The organism is Herbidospora yilanensis (assembly GCF_001570565.1).
GTDB classification, from domain to species: Bacteria; Actinomycetota; Actinomycetes; order Streptosporangiales; family Streptosporangiaceae; genus Herbidospora; species Herbidospora yilanensis.
In genome coordinates this window covers 26,815-42,375 of record NZ_BBXE01000018.1, presented here as the reverse complement: position 1 = coordinate 42,375, position 15,561 = coordinate 26,815, and the positions used below count along the sequence as shown (strand labels likewise).

Genomic DNA, 15,561 nt, shown 5'->3' with positions numbered 1-15,561 from the left:
GGCGCCGAACAAGGGGTCGATCGGTGCGCCGGGAGGGGTTCGCGGCGCACCGGCTGATCTGAGGGGGATCATCGATTAGGGGGCTCTCGTCCGGCGAGAGCCCCCTAATGATGTTTTTAGGCCCGTCGCCATTCGGGAATGTAGCCCGGGGGATGTCGACGGGGGGACCTGAAAATGCGCGTGGCGAGACTGACCATCGCCTGCTGTCTGCTCGCCGCCGCCGTCGCCGGGTGCGGCTCGGCCCCCGTCGGCGACGTCCGCTCCACCCCGCAGGCGCTCAAGATCAAGGCGCTGTTCGCCGATCTCGACGAGATCCCGCGCGGTTTCGCGACCCGGTCGCGGCCCGGCTGGGAGGAACCGTTCAAGCCGGTCGTGCAGGAGTGCCGCCGCCTGTTCAACCTGATGGCCGGCCGGCCCGCCCGCAAGGGCCTGACCGCCGCCACCACCGCCAGCTACCTGGGCGAGGGCGTCGGCCAGACGGCCGCCGTCTCACTCGCCCTCTACGGCTCCCGCGAGGCCGCCGAGCAGATGGACGCCCTGGCCAAGGCCTCCCGCGCCTGCACCACGGCCCGCGACCAGGCCCCCGGCGAGGTCAACCGGCTGACGGTGGCCCCGCTCGCGGTCTCGGAGAAGGTGCTCGTAGGCGGCGGCGTCGCGCGCCGCCTGGTCGGGCGGGTCGGCGGCTATCCCTACGAGATGCACCTGATCGTGGCCCGGCAGGGCGGGGCGGTGATCGGCCTGGTGAACGCCGGCATGAGCGGCGCCGACGCCCGCACGACCGAGGAACTGGCCCGATTGGTGTCCCGCAAGGTCGCTACCCTTGACCTGTGACGCTCGACCCTGAAGACCAAAAGATCCTCACCCTGGCGCGGTCGGCCAGGGCCAGGAACGGCACCGCCGAAGGCGCCGCCGTCCGTGACGAGACCGGCCGGACCTATGTCGCGACCGACGTGAACCTGCCCTCGCTGCGGCTGACCGCCGTGCAGGTCGCGGTGGCGACGGCGGTGTCGAGCGGGGCCCAGGGCCTGGAGGCCGCGGCGCTCGTCAACGACGCCGAGGAGCCCGCCCGGGAAGACCTGTCGGCGGTGGAGGACCTGGGCAACGCCATCCTGTTCCACGCGGGCGCCGACGGCTCGCTGAAGGGCCGTTATGTCTGATCGGTCGGCGTCTGAGTTCCGCGCGGGGTTCGCCGCGTTCGTGGGGCGGCCCAACGTGGGCAAGTCGACCTTGATGAACGCCCTGGTCGGCACCAAGGTCGCGATCACCTCCTCCAAGCCTCAGACCACCCGGCGGGTGATCCGCGGCATCGTCCACCGGCCCGACGCGCAGCTCGTCATCGTCGACACCCCCGGCCTCCACCGGCCCCGCACCCTCCTGGGGGAGCGGCTCGACAGCCTGGTGCTCTCCACGCTGACCGAGGTCGACGTGCTGGGGTTCTGCGTCCCGGCCAACGAGCCCATCGGGAAGGGCGACCGGTTCATCGCCGAGAAGCTCGGCGCGGTCAAGAAGACGCCCGTGGTCGCGGTGGTCACCAAGTGTGACCTGGCCTCCCGCGAGGAGGTCGCCAAGCAGCTGCTCGCCGTGTCGCAGCTCGCCGAGTTCGCCGAGATCGTGCCGGTGTCGGCGAAGGGCGACGACCAGCTCGACGTGCTGGCCGACCTGCTGATCGAGCGCCTGCCCGAGTCGCCGCCCCTCTACGCCGGCGGCGAGCTGACCGACGAGCCCGAGCAGGTGCTGGTCGCCGAGCTGATCCGCGAGGCGGCCCTGGAGGGCGTGCGCGACGAGCTGCCCCACTCGATCGCGGTGGTCGTCGAGGAGATGGGCCCCCGTGAGGGGCGCGACGACCTGCTCGACGTGTACGCCTTCATGTTCGTCGAACGCGACTCGCAGAAGGCCATCGTCATCGGTCCCGGCGGCTCGCGGCTGAAAGACGTGGGGAGCAGGGCCCGCAAGCAGATCGAGGCGCTGCTCGGCAGCCGCGTCTACCTCGACCTGCGGGTCAAGGTCGCCAAGGAGTGGCAGCGCGACCCGAAGCAGTTGCGCCGGCTCGGCTTCTACGACTGATCCGGCGGGCGGCGCCTCATGAGCGCCACGCAGGCCAGCGCGGCGAGCACGATCGAGGCGCCCAGGCCGGCCCACCAGCCGTAGAGGATCACGGGTTCGACCCTGACCAGGCCGGGGATGGCCATCGTGAGCCGGTCGAACCCATGGGGCCTGGTCAGGAACATGGCCAGCGAGAACGCCGCGACCGCGCCCGGCAGGATGGCCAGGCCGGTGATGATCCGGCTGCGCGAGATGCCCAGCGCGCCCAGCCCGGCGGCGACGACGCCCGACCCCATCACCCACCATCCGGCCCCGTCTTCGGTTCCGTGGACGGAGGTCAGGTCGGCGTTGACGACCCCGAAGGTGGCGCTTATTCCGGCCCAGGGCAGCACACCGGTGACGGCGAGGGCGAGCCCGGCGGCGACGACGGCCACGCCCAATAAGGCGCTTGTCCCGCTTCGATCCGGTCTGGAGGGATGTGCGGTTGCCACCTCTCCACCCTAGGGGAAGCGAGACGCCGGCGGCCGGAGGCCGACGGTGGCTCGCGCTGGCGAATCTGCCTGAATGGACACGCGGCTCTCTCCCCAGGAGAGCCGGGCGCGGAGTTCGACGGCGTCGGCGGCGAGCGCCGAGACGAGAGTGCCGGGACCGGCCAGCGGGAGCACGGCGACCCCTTCGGCGACTTCCGCCTCCCTGGGGTCGCTTTTCGGCTCGTCCGCCGGGGTTTCGGTCGTGATGAGGGTGCTGCCGACGCAGCGGGCCGTACCGAACACCGCTGGGCTGCCGTCGGATTCCGGGTCGCCCACGACGAACTCCTGGCGGAGCAGGGGGCGGCCGCCGACCGTCGCGTCGAAGCGGGAGTGGCAGCGGCCGGGCCGCTCGCCGTGGCGGCCGAAGACGATCTCCTCGCGCCAGAAGAGGGACGCGTCCGGGGCCAGTGCGATGGTCGTGGTCATCCGGTGGTCGCAGCCGGCCGCCAGGACCGTCGGCTCGGGGGCGAAGACGAGGGTGGCGCCGGAGGCCACGTCGACGTGGATCTCCATCAGGGAGCGGCCGGTGCCGGGCAGCACCAGCGTGCTCGCGATGGAGCGGACCGTCAGGGAGGTGCCCTCGGCGACCTCGATGTCGAGGCGGAGGTGGTCGCCGCCCAGCGGGCCGGCGCCCGTGGAGACGAGATGGATCTCGCCCGGCGCGGTCTGGCGCAGGGTCAGGGGCGGGTCGGAGCGCATGGTCTCGATGCGGGTGAGGCCCCGGTCGTCCAGGCCCGTGCGGAGGATCGCACGGGCCCGGACCAGCGCTTTCGTCATGACAGGTGGCTGTGGGAGTGCTGGTGCCGCCACGACTCGACGATGCCGGCGACCCATTCGGCGACCGAATGGGCACCCCTGTCCTCGCGGATCGAGGTGAACAACACCGGCTTGCCCTCCCGGACGGCCGCCGCGTCGCGGGACATGACCGTGAGGTCGGCGCCGACCATCGGGGCCAGGTCGGTCTTGTTGACGACCAGCAGGTCGGCCGACGTGACGCCGGGGCCGCCCTTGCGGGGGACCTTGTCGCCGCCGGAGACGTCCAGGACGAAGATCTGGCGGTCGGCCAGGCCCCGGCTGAACGTCGCGGTCAGGTTGTCGCCGCCCGACTCGACGATGACCAGGTCGAGGGGGCCGAAGCGCTCCTCCAGGGTCTCGACGGCGTCGACGTTGGCGGCGATGTCGTCGCGGATCGCGGTGTGCGGGCAGCAGCCCGTCTGCACGGCCATGATCCGGTCGGGGTCGATGACGCCGGCTCTGCGCAGGAAGTCGGCGTCCTCGGTCGTGTAGATGTCGTTCGTCACCACGCCCAGGCGCAGCGACGGGCCGAGGCTCCGGCAGAGCGCCGCGGTGAGAGCGGTCTTGCCGCTCCCGACCGGGCCGCCGATGCCCAGGCGCAGCGCCCGGCCGTGCCCGTCGGGCGCGTCGTGGTGGTCATCGTGGTTAGCTGACAAAGAGCCTTACCTCCGTACGTAGGTGCTGTTCGGCCAGCAGATCGAGAGCGGGGGCGGCGTGCGCGGGTAGCGCTGACCAGTCGTGCTGTTCGGCGATGACCGAGTCGGTGAGGTCCGCCAGGGGGAGTTCGGCCAGGACGCGGTGCACGGTCACCGGGTCGAGCCCCAGCAGCCTGACCGCGGCCGTGGCCGCACCGGTGACGGACGTGTAGGCGGCGGCCATGGCGGCCTGGGCCGGAGTGCACCCGGCGGCCTGGGCGGCGGCGCCGAGGGCGATCGGGTGGTGGGCGCCGTCGGGGACGGCCCCGGCCAGGGTGCCGAGCGCCGTGGACGGCCAGACGCGTTTCGCGGTCCTGACCAGGAGACGGCCCTGGGTGCGGCTGGCCAGCCGCTGGGCGGGAGAGGCGATCCGGGCGTCGGCCTCGGCGTCCAGCAGCCGCCAGGCGGTGGCGGCATCGGCCGCATGTGCGTGCCCGTCCGGAGCCGTGTTGTGGGAGTTCGGCCGCCTCATGTCCGGAAATTTCGGGTCATGGGCCGCCACGCACGCGGACCAGGCCAGGGCCGCCGCCACCCGGCCCGCCGTCGCGAGCCGGCCCCGGAGGAACCGCGCCAGGTCCTCGGGGCCGGAGATCGCGCCGGTGCGGCAGGCCTCCTCCGCGCCGCCCGAATGGGCGTGGCCGCCCGCGGGCAACCGCGAGTCGGCGAGCAGCAGAAGACCGGCCAGACCGTGTGTGGGCGGCATCCCGGGGGCCGCGCCGTTCACGGCGGGTCCTCCGGCAGCCGTTCCGTCCATGGTCGTTTTCCTAGAAGAGGAAGTAGCGCTGGGCCATGGGCAGGACCTCGGCCGGGGCCGGTTCGATCAGTTCGCCGTTCACCTTCACGGCGAACGTGTCGGGGTGGACCTCGATGTCGGGCAGGGCGTCGTTCAGGGGCATCGACTCCTTGCCCCGGGACCGGACGTCGGCCACCGGCACCAGCCGCCGGTTCACCCGCAGGCGGTCGGCCAGATCGCCTTCGAGGGCCAGGGGCGCGACGAAGTGGACCGAGGTCCGCGCCGGGGCCGCGCCGTAGGCGCCGAACATCGGGCGGGGGAGGACCGGCTGCGGGGTCGGGATGGACGCGTTGGCGTCGCCCATCTGGGCGTAGGCGATCATGCCGCCCTTGACCACCAGGTCGGGCTTCACGCCGAAGAACGCCGGGGTCCACAACACCAGGTCGGCGAGCTTGCCGACCTCCACCGAGCCGACCTCGGCGTCGAGGCCGTGGGCGATCGCCGGGTTGATGGTGTATTTGGCGACGTACCGGCGGGCCCTGAGATTGTCGGCCACGCCCTCCAGGGCGCCGCGGCGCTTCTTCATGACGTGGGCCGTCTGCCAGGTGCGGATGATCGTCTCGCCGACGCGGCCCATGGCCTGGGCGTCCGAGCCGATCATCGAGATGGCGCCGATGTCGTGCAGGACGTCTTCGGCCGCCATCGTCGACGGGCGGATGCGGGACTCGGCGAAGGCCAGATCCTCCGGGATCGACGGGTTCAGGTGGTGGCAGACCATGAGCATGTCGAGGTGCTCGTGGTGGGTGTTGACCGTGTGGGGCCGGGTCGGGTTGGTCGACGACGGCAGGATGTTGCGCTCCCCGGCGACCTTGATGATGTCGGGGGCGTGCCCGCCTCCGGCGCCCTCGGTGTGGTAGGCGTGGATGCTCCGGCCGTTGATCGCGGCCAGGGTCGACTCGACGAACCCGGCCTCGTTGAGAGTGTCGGTGTGGATGGCGACCTGCACCCCGGTCACGTCGCAGACCGCCAGGCAGGCGTCGATCGCGGCGGGGGTGGTGCCCCAGTCCTCGTGCAGCTTGAAGCCCGACGCGCCCGCCCTGAGCTGCTCCAGCAGCGCCTCGCTGCTGACCGTGTTGCCCTTGCCGAGCAGGGCGACGTTGACGGGCATGCCGTCCATCGCCTCCAGGATCCGGCCGACGTACCAGGCTCCGGTGACGGTGGTCGCCTTGGTGCCCTCGGCCGGGCCCGTGCCGCCGCCGACCAGGGTGGTCACGCCACTGGCCAGGGCCTCCTCGACGATCTGGGGGCAGATCAGGTGGACGTGGGAGTCGACCGCCCCGGCCGTGACGATCTTGCCGTTGCCGGCCAGGATCTCGGTCGACGGGCCGATCACCAGGTCGGGGTGGACCCCGTCCATCGTGTCGGGGTTGCCGGCCTTGCCGATGGCGACGATCCGGCCGTCGCGCACCCCGATGTCGGCCTTGACGACGCCCCAGTGGTCGAGGATGACCGCACCGGTGATGACCAGGTCGGGGGCGCCCTCGGCGCGGGTGGCGCGGGCCTGGCCCATCGACTCGCGGATCACCTTGCCGCCGCCGAACACCGCCTCGTCGCCGGCCCCGGCGGGCCCCATCGCGAGGTCGTCGGTGACCTCGACGAACAGGTCGGTGTCGGCCAGCCGGATGCGGTCGCCGGTGGTCGGGCCGTAGAGGGCGGCGTATCGGGCGCGGCCGATCTCAGGAATGCGGGTCTCAGGCATGGGGGCTCCCGTCGAGAGGGCCGGCCCATTCGGAGCGCAGGCCGGGCACGACCCGCTTCCCGGTGATGGGCACCAGGGTGACGTCACGCTCGACGCCCGGCTCGAACCGGACGGCGGTGCCCGCCGGCACGTCGAGCCGGTGGCCCCAGGCGGCCTCGCGGTCGAAGTCGAGCCCCGGGTTGGCGGCGGCGAAATGGTAGTGGGAGCCCACCTGGACGGGCCGGTCGGCGGTGTTCACCACACGCACGGTCACCCGCTCACGCCCCGGGTTCAGCGGGACGGGCGTCTCGCCCGGGATGATCTCTCCGGGGACGGTCATCAACGCTCCCAAAGGGTGGATACTCCCGCCTGCGGGCGGGAGAGGAGATACAGGCTGGCATCACAAGATCGAACATGTGTTCTATTTTCCGCTCGATCCGGGCTGGATTGCCGATCGTGGCGAAGATGGTGAAGCGGGCTTACAGGTACCGCTTCCATCCGGCCTCCGAGCAGGCAGAGGAGTTGTCCCGGACGTTCGGTTGTGTACGTCTGGTCTACAACAAGGCCTTGGAGGAACGGATCCATGCTTATCGGGTGGAGGGCGAAAGGACCTCCTACATGCAGTCCCCGGCCAGGTTGACGGCATGGAAACGCACGAAGGAGCTGAGTTTTCTCAGTGAGGTGTCGTGTGTTCCGCTGCGGCAGGCCCTGCGACATCTTCACGTGGCGTTCGGGAACCCGGCGTTCAAGTCTCGGAAGCGGTCGCGGGCTTCCGCCGAGTACACCCGTTCGGCGTTCCGTTGGCGTGGAGGCAGGCTGACCCGGGCCAAGATGGACGCTCCGCTGGACATCGTGTGGTCGCGACCGCTGCCCAAAGGCAGCGGCAACCGGGCCAGAGCCAAACAGGTCGTCGCCCGGATCCAGGCCAGAACCGCCGATCGCAGGCGAGATCATTCGCACAAGGTCACCACACGGCTGGTTCGCGAGAACCAAGTGATCGCCGTGGAAGATCTGAACGTCGCCAGCATGGTCAAGAACCGATCGCTCGCACGCACGATCAGCGATGCGGGATGGCGGGAACTGCGCTCGACGCTGGCTGACAAAGCCGCCTGGTATGGGCGGGAGCTGATCGTCGTCGACCGCTGGTTTCCCTCCAGCAAACGGTGCTCGGCCTGCGGCGCCTCTCACGACCGAGACGTGAACGCGGCCGAGAACATCCTCGCGGCCGGGCTGGCCGAGAGGTGAAACGCCTGCGGAGCTGGTGTAAGACCCCAAGGGAGACTCCTCTCTGGCGGGCGGCCGGCGGTGAAACGGGAATTCTCGCGGGTGACCGTGAGAACCCCTGCGATGGGGAGAGGTCAAGAGATGGGGTGGTGGACGGTGACGAGCTTGGTGCCGTCGGGGAAGGTCGCCTCGATCTGCACGGAGTCCAGCATTTCCGGCACGCCCTCCATGACGTCCTGACGGCGCAGGACCTTGCGGCCCGCGTCCATGAGTTCGGCGACCGACTGGCCGTCGCGGGCCCCTTCGAGCAGGAACGAGGCGATGATCGCGGTGGCCTCCGGATGGTTCAGGCGCAGGCCCCGGTCCATCCGGTCGCGCGCGACGCCGGCCGCTACGTGAATGAGCAGGCGTTCCTGCTCGTGTGGGGTGAGCCGCATGGCCGGACCCTAAGAAAGATCGGTTTCAATGGCGTTTCCGCGCGATGACGGACGCGTTTCCGAGTTTTCCGGCGCTCCCGGTCAATGATAGCGCCGTCCGCCGCGTTCATTGATTGAGTGAAGTTTCGGTAATCGGCTATTAACCTCACCGATTTTCCCGGGAAATCGCGCTCGATCACCTTTGCGGCAGATGGGTCGGTGCGGGGGCCGTATCGGCAAGGAGGAAATTCATTGCGCAACGCATTCTTACGGACCGCGGTGGGCGCGGGTCTGGTGCTGGTTCTGGCCGCGTGCGGCGGTGACCCGACCGAGAGCACGACCGGTGGCGGGGCCGCGGCGGGCGGCGACACCATCAAGGTCGGCCTGCTGCACTCGCTGAGCGGCACGATGGCCATCAGCGAGGTCACGGTCCGCGACGCCGAGCTGCTCGCGATCGAGGAGATCAACGCCGCGGGCGGCGTGCTCGGCAAGAAGCTCGAACCGGTGGTCGAGGACGGCGCCTCCGACTGGCCGACCTTCGCCGAGAAGGCCAACAAGCTGATCAGCCAGGACAAGGTCGCCACCGTCTTCGGCGGCTGGACGTCGGCCTCGCGCAAGGCGATGCTCCCGGTCTTCGAGCGCCACAAGGCGCTGCTCTGGTATCCGGTCCAGTACGAGGGCCTTGAGTCGTCCCCGTACATCTTCTACACCGGCGCGACGACCAACCAGCAGATCATCCCGGGTCTCGACTACCTGAAGGAACAGGGCAAGACCAAGATCTTCCTGGTCGGCAGCGACTACGTCTTCCCGCGTACGGCCAACAAAATCATCAAGGCCTACGCCGCCGCGAACGGAATGACGATCCTGGGCGAGGAATACACCCCGCTCGGCCACACCGAATACTCCACATTGACCAACAAGGTCGTTCAGGCCAAGCCCGACGCCGTTTTCAACACGTTGAACGGCGACAGCAACGTGGCCTTCTTCAAGCAGTTGAAGAGCGCCGGTGTGACGGCCGAGTCGATGCCGGTGCTTTCGGTTTCCGTGGCCGAGGAGGAGGTCACCGGAATCGGCGTCGACAACATCGTCGGCCACCCGGTGGCGTGGAACTACTACCAGACCACCGAGAACGCGGCGAACACGAAGTTCGTCGCCGCGTTCAAGGCGAAATACGGCGACGCGAAGGTCACCTCCGACCCGATGGAGGCCGGCTACAACGCGGTCTACCTCTGGGCCGAGGCGGTCAAGAAGGCCGGCACCACCGAGGTCGAGGCGGTGAAGAAGGCCTCCGGCGGGATCGCGCTGGAGCGTCCCGAGGGCCTGGTCACCATCGACGGCGAGACGCAGCACATGTACAAGACGGCCCGCATCGGCATCATCCAGCCCGACGGGCTGATCAAGGAGGTCTGGAACTCGGGTGAGCCGATCAAGCCCGACCCCTACCTGAAGTCGTATCCGTGGGCCGGGAGCCTCGCCTCCTGACGCCGACTTCCCGGGGCGTCGCGCGGGCGCCCCGGGACCGTACTTCCAGAAAGGGGGCAGGGTGGAGGGAATCCTCAACCAGTTGCCGATCGGACTGTCGATCGGGGCGGTCCTGCTGCTCATCGCGCTCGGCCTGACGTTCACGTTCGGGCAGATGGGCGTGATCAACATGGCCCACGGCGAGTTCATCATGGCCGGGGCGTACACGGCCTACCTGCTGCAGGACTTCGCCGGCCGGAACGCGGTGCTGGTGGCGCTGCCGGTGGCGTTCCTGGTGGCGGGGCTGATGGGGCTGATCCTCGAACGGACGGCGATCCGGCACTTCTACGGGCGCCCGCTCGACACGCTGCTGCTGACCTGGGGCGTCTCGCTCGTCCTCCAGCAGGTGGCGCGGGACCTGTTCGGGGCGCCGAACGTGCAGGTGCTGTCGCCCACGTGGTTGCAGGGTGCGCTCGGGCCGATGCCCTACAACCGGCTGTTCATCCTGTTGCTGGCCGTGGGCTCGGTCGTGGCGATCTGGGTCTACATGAACCGCAGCGCGCAGGGACGCCGGATGCAGGCCGTGATGCAGAACCGGCAGCTCGCCGCGACCAGCGGCATCAACACCGGCCGGGTCGACCAGCGGACCTTCTTCATCGGGTCGGGGCTGGCCGGGATCGCCGGGGTGGCGCTGACCCTGATCGGCCCGGTGGGGCCGACGCTCGGCACCTACTACATCGTCGACGCGTTCCTCGTGGTCGTCGCGGGCGGCCTCGGTCAGCTCCGGGGCGCGGTCATCGCGGCGCTCGCGCTGGGGCTGCTGAACTCGTACGCGGAGTTCTGGACCAACGCCAGCCTGGCCAAGGTGATCGTGTTCGCGGTGATCATCGCCTTCCTCCAGTTCCGGCCGCAGGGCCTGTTCGTCCTCCGTTCAAGGGCGCTGACATGACAGCCACACTCGAGAAGCCCCCCGTCGCCGAGGCCCCCGTCAAGGAGCCGCGCGACTGGCGCGGGCCCGCCCTCTTCGCGCTCGTCGCGGTCATCGGGCTCGTGGTCATGCCGCTGGTGCTGGAGCCGTTCCGGCTGGGGCTGCTGGCCAAGTACCTCACCTACGCGATCGTCGCCCTCGGCATCGGCCTGGCCTGGGGCCAGGGCGGCATGCTGACCCTCGGGCAGGGGGTGTTCTTCGGCCTCGGCGGCTACGCCATGGGCATGCACCTCAAGCTCAACGACGCCGGCGACGGCCTGCCCGACTTCATGGTCTGGAGCGGCGTCGAGACGCTGCCGGCCCTGTGGGAGCCGTTCCGCAACCCGGTCTTCGCCATCGCCATGGTGGTGGTCGTGCCCGGGGCGGTCGCCTGGCTGCTCGGCACGCTCGTGTTCCGGCAACGGGTGCGGGGCGCCTACTTCGCGATCCTCACCCAGGCCCTCGCGGCGGCGATGGTCATCCTCCTCGTCGGCCAGCAGGGGCTGACCGGCGGCACCAACGGCCTGACCAACTTCTTCGAGTTCTTCGGCCGGGACGTCGCCGCCGACTCGACCCAGCGCGGGCTCTACTTCACCGTCGCGATCGTGCTCGGCGTCCTGTTCGTCGGGGCCTGGCAACTCCAGCGGTCCCGGTTCGGGCGGCTGCTGCTCGCGGTGCGCGACGGCGAGGACCGGGTGCGGTTCCTCGGCTACAACCCGGCCACCGTGAAGACGATCACGTTCACGATCTCGGCGGTCATGGCCGGCATCGCGGGCGCGTTGTTCGTGCCGGTCGTCGGGATCATCTCGCCGGCGCTGCTGGGCGTCGTGCCGTCACTGGAACTCGTCGTCGCGGTGGCCGTCGGCGGGCGGTTCGCGCTCGCCGGGGCCGTGCTCGGCGCGGTCCTGATGGGCTACGCCAAGACCTACTTCAGCGAGGAGTTGCCCGACGCGTGGCTCTACCTCCAGGGGGCGCTGTTCATCCTGGTCATCGGCCTGGCGCCGAAGGGGATCATCGGATTCTTCCGCAGGAAGGACGTGGCGGCATGACGGCCCTGCTGGAGGTCCGCGACGTCTCGGTCGTCTTCGACGGGTTCCGGGCGCTCGACGGGGTGAACTTCACCGTCGACCACGGGGAACTGCGTTTCCTGATCGGCCCCAACGGCGCCGGGAAGACCACCCTGATCGACATCATCACGGGCCTGACCAAGCCGACGACCGGCACGGTCGGCTTCGACGGGTCGGTCATCAACGGCAAGCGGGAGCACCAGCGGGTACGGCTCGGCATCGGGCGCACCTTCCAGACCTCGGTGGTCTTCGAGGAGCTGACCGTCCTGGAGAACCTCGACCTGGCGGCCTCGTTCCGCCGGCCGCTGGTCTCGCTGCTGGCCCGGCGCAAGGGGGTGACCGAGAAGGTCGCCGAGGCGCTGGAGACGACCGGGCTCGGGGAACTCGCGCAGAAGAAGGCGGGCGTGCTCTCCCACGGGCAGCGGCAGTGGCTGGAGATCGGCATGCTGATCGCCCAGGGCCCCCGCCTGCTGCTGCTCGACGAGCCGGTGGCGGGCATGTCGGCCGACGAGCGGGCCCGCACGGGCGAGCTGCTGACCGAGATCGCCAAGGACCACACGGTCATCGTGATCGAGCACGACATGGACTTCCTCCGGCGGTACGCGTCCACCGTCACCGTCCTCCACGAGGGAAAACTCCTGATCGAGGGATCTGTCGACGAAGTGCGGGCCGATCCGCGGGTACAAGAGGTCTATCTGGGTCGCGCGCGCGAGGAGGCCGCACACGATGTTGTCAGTTGACAGTTTGGAGGCCGGATACGGCCGCGCCCGGGTGCTCTTCGGCGTCGGGCTGGCCGTCGAACCGGGGCAGCTCGTCTGCGTCATGGGGCGCAACGGCGTCGGCAAGACGACCCTGCTCAACACGATCATGGGCGTCATCCCGGCGACCGGCGGGACGGTGACCTTCGAGGGCCACGACGTCACCAAGATGAAGCCCCACGAGAGGGTCAAGCTCGGCATGGGGTACGTCCCCCAGGGCCACGAGACCTTCCCCCAGCTCAGCGTCCTCGGCAACCTGCTGGTGACGCTGGAGGCGTCGGGGAACCCCCAGTCGGCGCTCGACGAGGCGCTCGACGTGTTCCCCCGCCTCAAACCGCTGCTGAAGCGCCGGGCCGGCTTCCTGTCCGGCGGTCAGCAGCAGCAGCTCGCCATCGCGCGGGCCCTGGTGACCAAGCCCAAGCTCCTGATCCTCGACGAGCCGACCGAGGGCATCCAGCCGTCGATCATCATCGAGATCGAGGAGGCGATCGAGACGCTGCACGCCTCGGGAATCGCCGTCCTCCTCGTGGAGCAGTATCTCGACCTCGCCATGAGGCTGGCCGATCGCTACCTGATCCTCGACGGAGGCCATGTCGTCCACGCCGGGACGGCCGCCGACCTCCAGGGAGAGGAGGCCCGTAAACTGCTGGCCGTCTGACCGTTCTTGACAGTTCTCAGTAACGGCGCAGCTCAACGGCCAGAAGAAGGGTAGCGTCTAAGTCAGGACCCGTCGGGCCTCTCCCGGACTTGGTGGCACAGTCCGGGCCGGCCCGGCGGGTCCCCCTTTTTTCTCCGTCAGGTGCGCAGTTCCCAGACGTGCCACACGTCCAGGAGCTCGTAGCCCAGGCGCTCGTTGATGGCGATCATGTGGCGGTTCGAGACCGCGTTCCAGGTGATCACGCGTTCGACGGCGGGTTCGGCCGCGAACATCCGGGCGGTGTTGCACAGCTTGACGTGGTATCCCAGGTTCTGGCCGCGGTGCCCCTTGAGCACGGCCGTGTCGGTCTGCCGGGCCCAGCCTCCAGGCTCGTCGGCGTCGACGAAGATCCGGGTGAACGCCGCGGCCTCGCCGTCGGCGGCGCGGGCGACCGTGGTGTAGACGGTCTGCCGGGCCGGTTCCCAGGTGTCCTCGTAGCCGCGGATCAGGCCGGTGGTCCACCGCTCGGCGTCGACCTCGTGGTCGTCGGTCGGGGCGTCGTTCATCGCGTCCAGCAGGGGCACCATCTCGGCCAGGCGGCCGGGCGGGGTGGGGCCGACGGTCGTCTCGAAGGTGTAGCCGGGCGGGCCGGGCAGCGGCCCCGCGTGGCGCGACCGGTGCAGCACCCGCCTGGCCTCGGTGTAGACGGCGCGGAAGCCGTGGCGGGCCAGGAACCCGTCGTCCTTCGCCTCGACGACCAGCTTCGAGCGGCCGAGGGCGCGGGCGCGCTCGCGGGCGACGCCGAGCAGCGCCGAGCCCACACCCCGGCCCCGCCACCCGGGGGCCACTTCGAGGACGCGGATCAGCACGTCGCCGAGGCGGTCGCGGTCGAACAGGTGCAGGGTCACGCCGCCGATCACCCGGCCGTCGTCGAGGGCGAGGAAGGTCTCCGAGGGGACCGATCGCCAGCCGCGCTCCACCCACAACCGGAACAGGTGGGGTGACATGGGCGGTCCGGGCGCGTGCAGGTGGCCGGCCACCCGGTGGTAGCCGGCCGCCAGCTCGGGGGAGGCGCCGAAATCGAGGGGGACGATGTCGGGCGTCATACGCGGAGCTCCCATACGTGCCAGACGTCGAGCAACCGGTAGCCCAGCGCCTCGTTGATGGCGATCATGTGGCGGTTCGAGACGGCGTTCCAGGTGATCACGCGGGTGAGGTCGGGGCGGGTCCGCTTCAGCCAGGCCGTGTTGGCCTCCTTGACCCACCTGCCGAGGCCCCGGCCCCGATGGGCGCGGAGCACGGCGGTGTCGGTCTGCCGGGCCCAGCCGCCGGCTTCCCCGAGGCCGGCGAACAGGCGGGTGAAGGCGGCGGGCGAGCCGTCGCCGGCGCGGGCGACCACCGTGAAGACGTCCTGGCAGGCCAGGTCCCAGGCCTCCTCCATCTGCCGCACGGAGGCGGGGGTCCAGCTCTCGTCGTTGATCGCCAGGTCGTCGAGGGGCGCGTCGTTCATGACCTCCATGAGCGTGATCATGTCTCCGGTCAGCGCCTCGGGGCTGCGGCCGCGCAGGAACTCCAGCCGGTAGCCGGGGACCTCCCGCTCCGGCGCGGCGAAGGCGGCGAGGTCGAGCACCCGCCGGGCCTGGGAGGCGACCTCGCGCATCCCCTTGGCCCGCGCGAAGGCCGCGCCTGGGCCGCCCTCGGCGATCTCGATCAGGATCATCACGCGCCCCTCCGACCGGGCCCGGCCGGTGGCGTGGGCCAGCAGTGCGCTCCCCACCCCCCGGCGGCGGTACGCGGCGTCCACCGAGAGGAACCGGACGAGCGCCACGTGGGCGTTGGCGTCGTCGGGCAGGTGGAGGGTCACGCCGCCGATCACCCGGCCGTCGTCGACGGCCAGCCAGGTCTCGGCGGGCGTCGCGCGCCAGCCGCGTTCGGCCACCAGCCGGAACAGGGGGGCGGGCATCCTCGGCCCGGGCGCGAAGACGTCTGCCATCAGCGTGTGGTATTCGGCCAGCCTGCCCGGCTCGGCCGCGAAATCGAGGGGGACGATGTCCATCGGGCCAGTCCACCCCCGAGAGGCGCTCGAAAGCGACCGAATTTACTGCTGGTAGCCCTCGACCTCGGAGACGGGGCGGGCCACCGCGCCGTCGGGGTTCTCGCCGGCGCCGCGCCGGGCCCGCCGCTGGCGGAGCAGGTCCCAGCACTGGTCGAGGGACTCTTCTAGGTGCTTGATGCGGCCGCGTTCGTCGGTGGTGGCCTGCCCGGCGGAGATGCGGGCGCGGAGCTGGTGTTCTTCGTCGATGAGGTCGCCGATGCGGCCGAGAATCTCGTTGTCCTGCATGATCCCCACTCTATTGGTCCTCTCGGGGAGGCCACTCCGGGGGCTCTGGTAGCCTCGGACCTATGCTGCGCGGGCTGCTCCTCCTTAGCCGCCGCGTCGAGGGCCTGTAACAGGCCGGCTCCCTCGTCGCGGTGCGAGTCATGCGCGTCGGCCACG

Annotated in this window: 18 protein-coding genes and 1 pseudogene; 9 read left to right on the top strand and 10 right to left on the bottom strand. The window is 70.4% G+C overall.

Going from position 1 to position 15,561, the window contains the following annotated elements:
• Positions 1-174: 174 nt before the first annotated feature.
• The 3 genes from AW273_RS11460 to era are packed head-to-tail and all read left to right on the top strand — an operon-like array spanning position 175 to position 2,064.
• Positions 175-831, top strand: a complete 657-nt coding sequence (locus AW273_RS11460; protein WP_062348071.1) for a hypothetical protein — start codon at positions 175-177, stop codon at positions 829-831.
• On the top strand, positions 828-1,157 hold the full coding sequence (locus AW273_RS11455) for a cytidine deaminase-like protein (protein ID WP_062348069.1): 330 nt from the start codon (positions 828-830) through the stop codon (positions 1,155-1,157). The genes AW273_RS11460 and AW273_RS11455 overlap by 4 nt, the downstream gene beginning before the upstream one ends.
• The gene (gene era, locus AW273_RS11450) at positions 1,150-2,064 is read left to right on the top strand and encodes a GTPase Era (RefSeq protein ID WP_062348067.1); all 915 of its coding nucleotides are present in this window, start codon (positions 1,150-1,152) and stop codon (positions 2,062-2,064) included. The genes AW273_RS11455 and era overlap by 8 nt, the downstream gene beginning before the upstream one ends.
• Here the strand turns inward: era and AW273_RS11445 are convergent.
• From AW273_RS11445 to AW273_RS11420, 6 genes are all read right to left on the bottom strand, one after another.
• The gene (locus tag AW273_RS11445; RefSeq protein ID WP_062348065.1) at positions 2,055-2,477 is read right to left on the bottom strand and encodes a hypothetical protein; all 423 of its coding nucleotides are present in this window, start codon (positions 2,475-2,477) and stop codon (positions 2,055-2,057) included. The two genes, era and AW273_RS11445, sit on opposite strands and share 10 nt — an antisense overlap.
• Before the next feature lie 66 nt (positions 2,478-2,543).
• The gene (locus AW273_RS11440) at positions 2,544-3,350 is read right to left on the bottom strand and encodes an urease accessory protein UreD (protein WP_063909924.1); all 807 of its coding nucleotides are present in this window, start codon (positions 3,348-3,350) and stop codon (positions 2,544-2,546) included.
• Entirely contained in the window at positions 3,347-4,024 is a 678-nt protein-coding gene (gene ureG, locus AW273_RS11435; protein ID WP_062348064.1) for an urease accessory protein UreG, read from the bottom strand. The genes AW273_RS11440 and ureG overlap by 4 nt, the downstream gene beginning before the upstream one ends.
• Complete coding sequence (locus AW273_RS11430; protein WP_232327297.1) at positions 4,014-4,817, bottom strand: urease accessory protein UreF; 804 nt, start codon at positions 4,815-4,817, stop codon at positions 4,014-4,016. Before AW273_RS11430 ends, ureG begins: the two co-directional genes overlap by 11 nt.
• A 10-nt stretch (positions 4,818-4,827) precedes the next feature.
• Positions 4,828-6,540, bottom strand: a complete 1,713-nt coding sequence (locus tag AW273_RS11425) for an urease subunit alpha (RefSeq protein WP_062348440.1) — start codon at positions 6,538-6,540, stop codon at positions 4,828-4,830.
• Between the two features lie 7 nt (positions 6,541-6,547).
• Complete coding sequence (locus AW273_RS11420; protein ID WP_062348062.1) at positions 6,548-6,874, bottom strand: urease subunit beta; 327 nt, start codon at positions 6,872-6,874, stop codon at positions 6,548-6,550.
• A gap of 74 nt (positions 6,875-6,948) precedes the next feature.
• Between AW273_RS11420 and AW273_RS11415 the strand changes: the two are divergent.
• Positions 6,949-7,866: pseudogene (locus AW273_RS11415) on the top strand (RNA-guided endonuclease InsQ/TnpB family protein); the annotation flags it as partial.
• A 26-nt stretch (positions 7,867-7,892) separates the two neighbouring features.
• On the opposite strand, the gene AW273_RS11410 reads toward AW273_RS11415, so the two are convergent.
• Positions 7,893-8,195 (bottom strand): urease subunit gamma, encoded by a 303-nt coding sequence (locus AW273_RS11410; RefSeq protein WP_030450727.1) that lies wholly within the window; start codon positions 8,193-8,195, stop codon positions 7,893-7,895.
• 231 nt (positions 8,196-8,426) lie between these two features.
• On the opposite strand from AW273_RS11410, the gene urtA reads away from it, so the two are divergent.
• The 5 genes from urtA (at position 8,427) to urtE (ending at position 13,085) form a co-directional block, all read left to right on the top strand.
• Positions 8,427-9,656, top strand: coding sequence for an urea ABC transporter substrate-binding protein (urtA, locus tag AW273_RS11405; protein WP_062348060.1), 1,230 nt, complete (start codon positions 8,427-8,429; stop codon positions 9,654-9,656).
• Positions 9,657-9,717: 61 nt separating this feature from the next.
• Entirely contained in the window at positions 9,718-10,584 is an 867-nt protein-coding gene (gene urtB / locus AW273_RS11400; protein ID WP_030450725.1) for an urea ABC transporter permease subunit UrtB, read from the top strand.
• A complete protein-coding gene (gene urtC / locus AW273_RS11395; protein ID WP_083949686.1) occupies positions 10,581-11,651 on the top strand; it encodes an urea ABC transporter permease subunit UrtC in 1,071 nt (356 codons plus the stop codon). The genes urtB and urtC overlap by 4 nt, the downstream gene beginning before the upstream one ends.
• Positions 11,648-12,409, top strand: coding sequence for an urea ABC transporter ATP-binding protein UrtD (urtD, locus tag AW273_RS11390; RefSeq protein WP_062348058.1), 762 nt, complete (start codon positions 11,648-11,650; stop codon positions 12,407-12,409). The genes urtC and urtD overlap by 4 nt, the downstream gene beginning before the upstream one ends.
• The gene (urtE, locus tag AW273_RS11385; protein ID WP_062340107.1) at positions 12,396-13,085 is read left to right on the top strand and encodes an urea ABC transporter ATP-binding subunit UrtE; all 690 of its coding nucleotides are present in this window, start codon (positions 12,396-12,398) and stop codon (positions 13,083-13,085) included. Before urtD ends, urtE begins: the two co-directional genes overlap by 14 nt.
• 137 nt (positions 13,086-13,222) lie before the next feature.
• On the opposite strand, the gene AW273_RS11380 is transcribed toward urtE, so the two are convergent.
• The 3 genes from AW273_RS11380 to AW273_RS11370 are packed head-to-tail and all read right to left on the bottom strand — an operon-like array spanning position 13,223 to position 15,405.
• Complete coding sequence (locus tag AW273_RS11380; protein ID WP_062348056.1) at positions 13,223-14,170, bottom strand: GNAT family N-acetyltransferase; 948 nt, start codon at positions 14,168-14,170, stop codon at positions 13,223-13,225.
• The gene (locus AW273_RS11375) at positions 14,167-15,120 is read right to left on the bottom strand and encodes a GNAT family N-acetyltransferase (protein ID WP_062348054.1); all 954 of its coding nucleotides are present in this window, start codon (positions 15,118-15,120) and stop codon (positions 14,167-14,169) included. Before AW273_RS11375 ends, AW273_RS11380 begins: the two co-directional genes overlap by 4 nt.
• 42 nt (positions 15,121-15,162) lie before the next feature.
• On the bottom strand, positions 15,163-15,405 hold the full coding sequence (locus tag AW273_RS11370; protein ID WP_062348431.1) for a DUF2630 family protein: 243 nt from the start codon (positions 15,403-15,405) through the stop codon (positions 15,163-15,165).
• Positions 15,406-15,561: the final 156 nt, after the last annotated feature.

Excerpts from the sequence above, each read along its gene's own strand:
- AW273_RS11460 (WP_062348071.1), top strand. The coding sequence starts at position 175 with ATGCGCGTGGCGAGACTGACCATCGCCTGCTGTCTGCTCGCCGCCGCC.
- AW273_RS11410 (WP_030450727.1), bottom strand. The coding sequence starts at position 8,195 with ATGCGGCTCACCCCACACGAGCAGGAACGCCTGCTCATTCACGTAGCG.
- AW273_RS11380 (WP_062348056.1), bottom strand. The coding sequence starts at position 14,170 with ATGACGCCCGACATCGTCCCCCTCGATTTCGGCGCCTCCCCCGAGCTG.
- AW273_RS11440 (WP_063909924.1), bottom strand. The coding sequence starts at position 3,350 with ATGACGAAAGCGCTGGTCCGGGCCCGTGCGATCCTCCGCACGGGCCTG.
- urtC (WP_083949686.1), top strand. The coding sequence starts at position 10,581 with ATGACAGCCACACTCGAGAAGCCCCCCGTCGCCGAGGCCCCCGTCAAG.
- era (WP_062348067.1), top strand. The coding sequence starts at position 1,150 with ATGTCTGATCGGTCGGCGTCTGAGTTCCGCGCGGGGTTCGCCGCGTTC.
- urtD (WP_062348058.1), top strand. The coding sequence starts at position 11,648 with ATGACGGCCCTGCTGGAGGTCCGCGACGTCTCGGTCGTCTTCGACGGG.
- urtE (WP_062340107.1), top strand. The coding sequence starts at position 12,396 with ATGTTGTCAGTTGACAGTTTGGAGGCCGGATACGGCCGCGCCCGGGTG.
- AW273_RS11420 (WP_062348062.1), bottom strand. The coding sequence starts at position 6,874 with ATGACCGTCCCCGGAGAGATCATCCCGGGCGAGACGCCCGTCCCGCTG.
- AW273_RS11370 (WP_062348431.1), bottom strand. The coding sequence starts at position 15,405 with ATGCAGGACAACGAGATTCTCGGCCGCATCGGCGACCTCATCGACGAA.
- AW273_RS11430 (WP_232327297.1), bottom strand. The coding sequence starts at position 4,817 with ATGGACGGAACGGCTGCCGGAGGACCCGCCGTGAACGGCGCGGCCCCC.
- AW273_RS11375 (WP_062348054.1), bottom strand. The coding sequence starts at position 15,120 with ATGGACATCGTCCCCCTCGATTTCGCGGCCGAGCCGGGCAGGCTGGCC.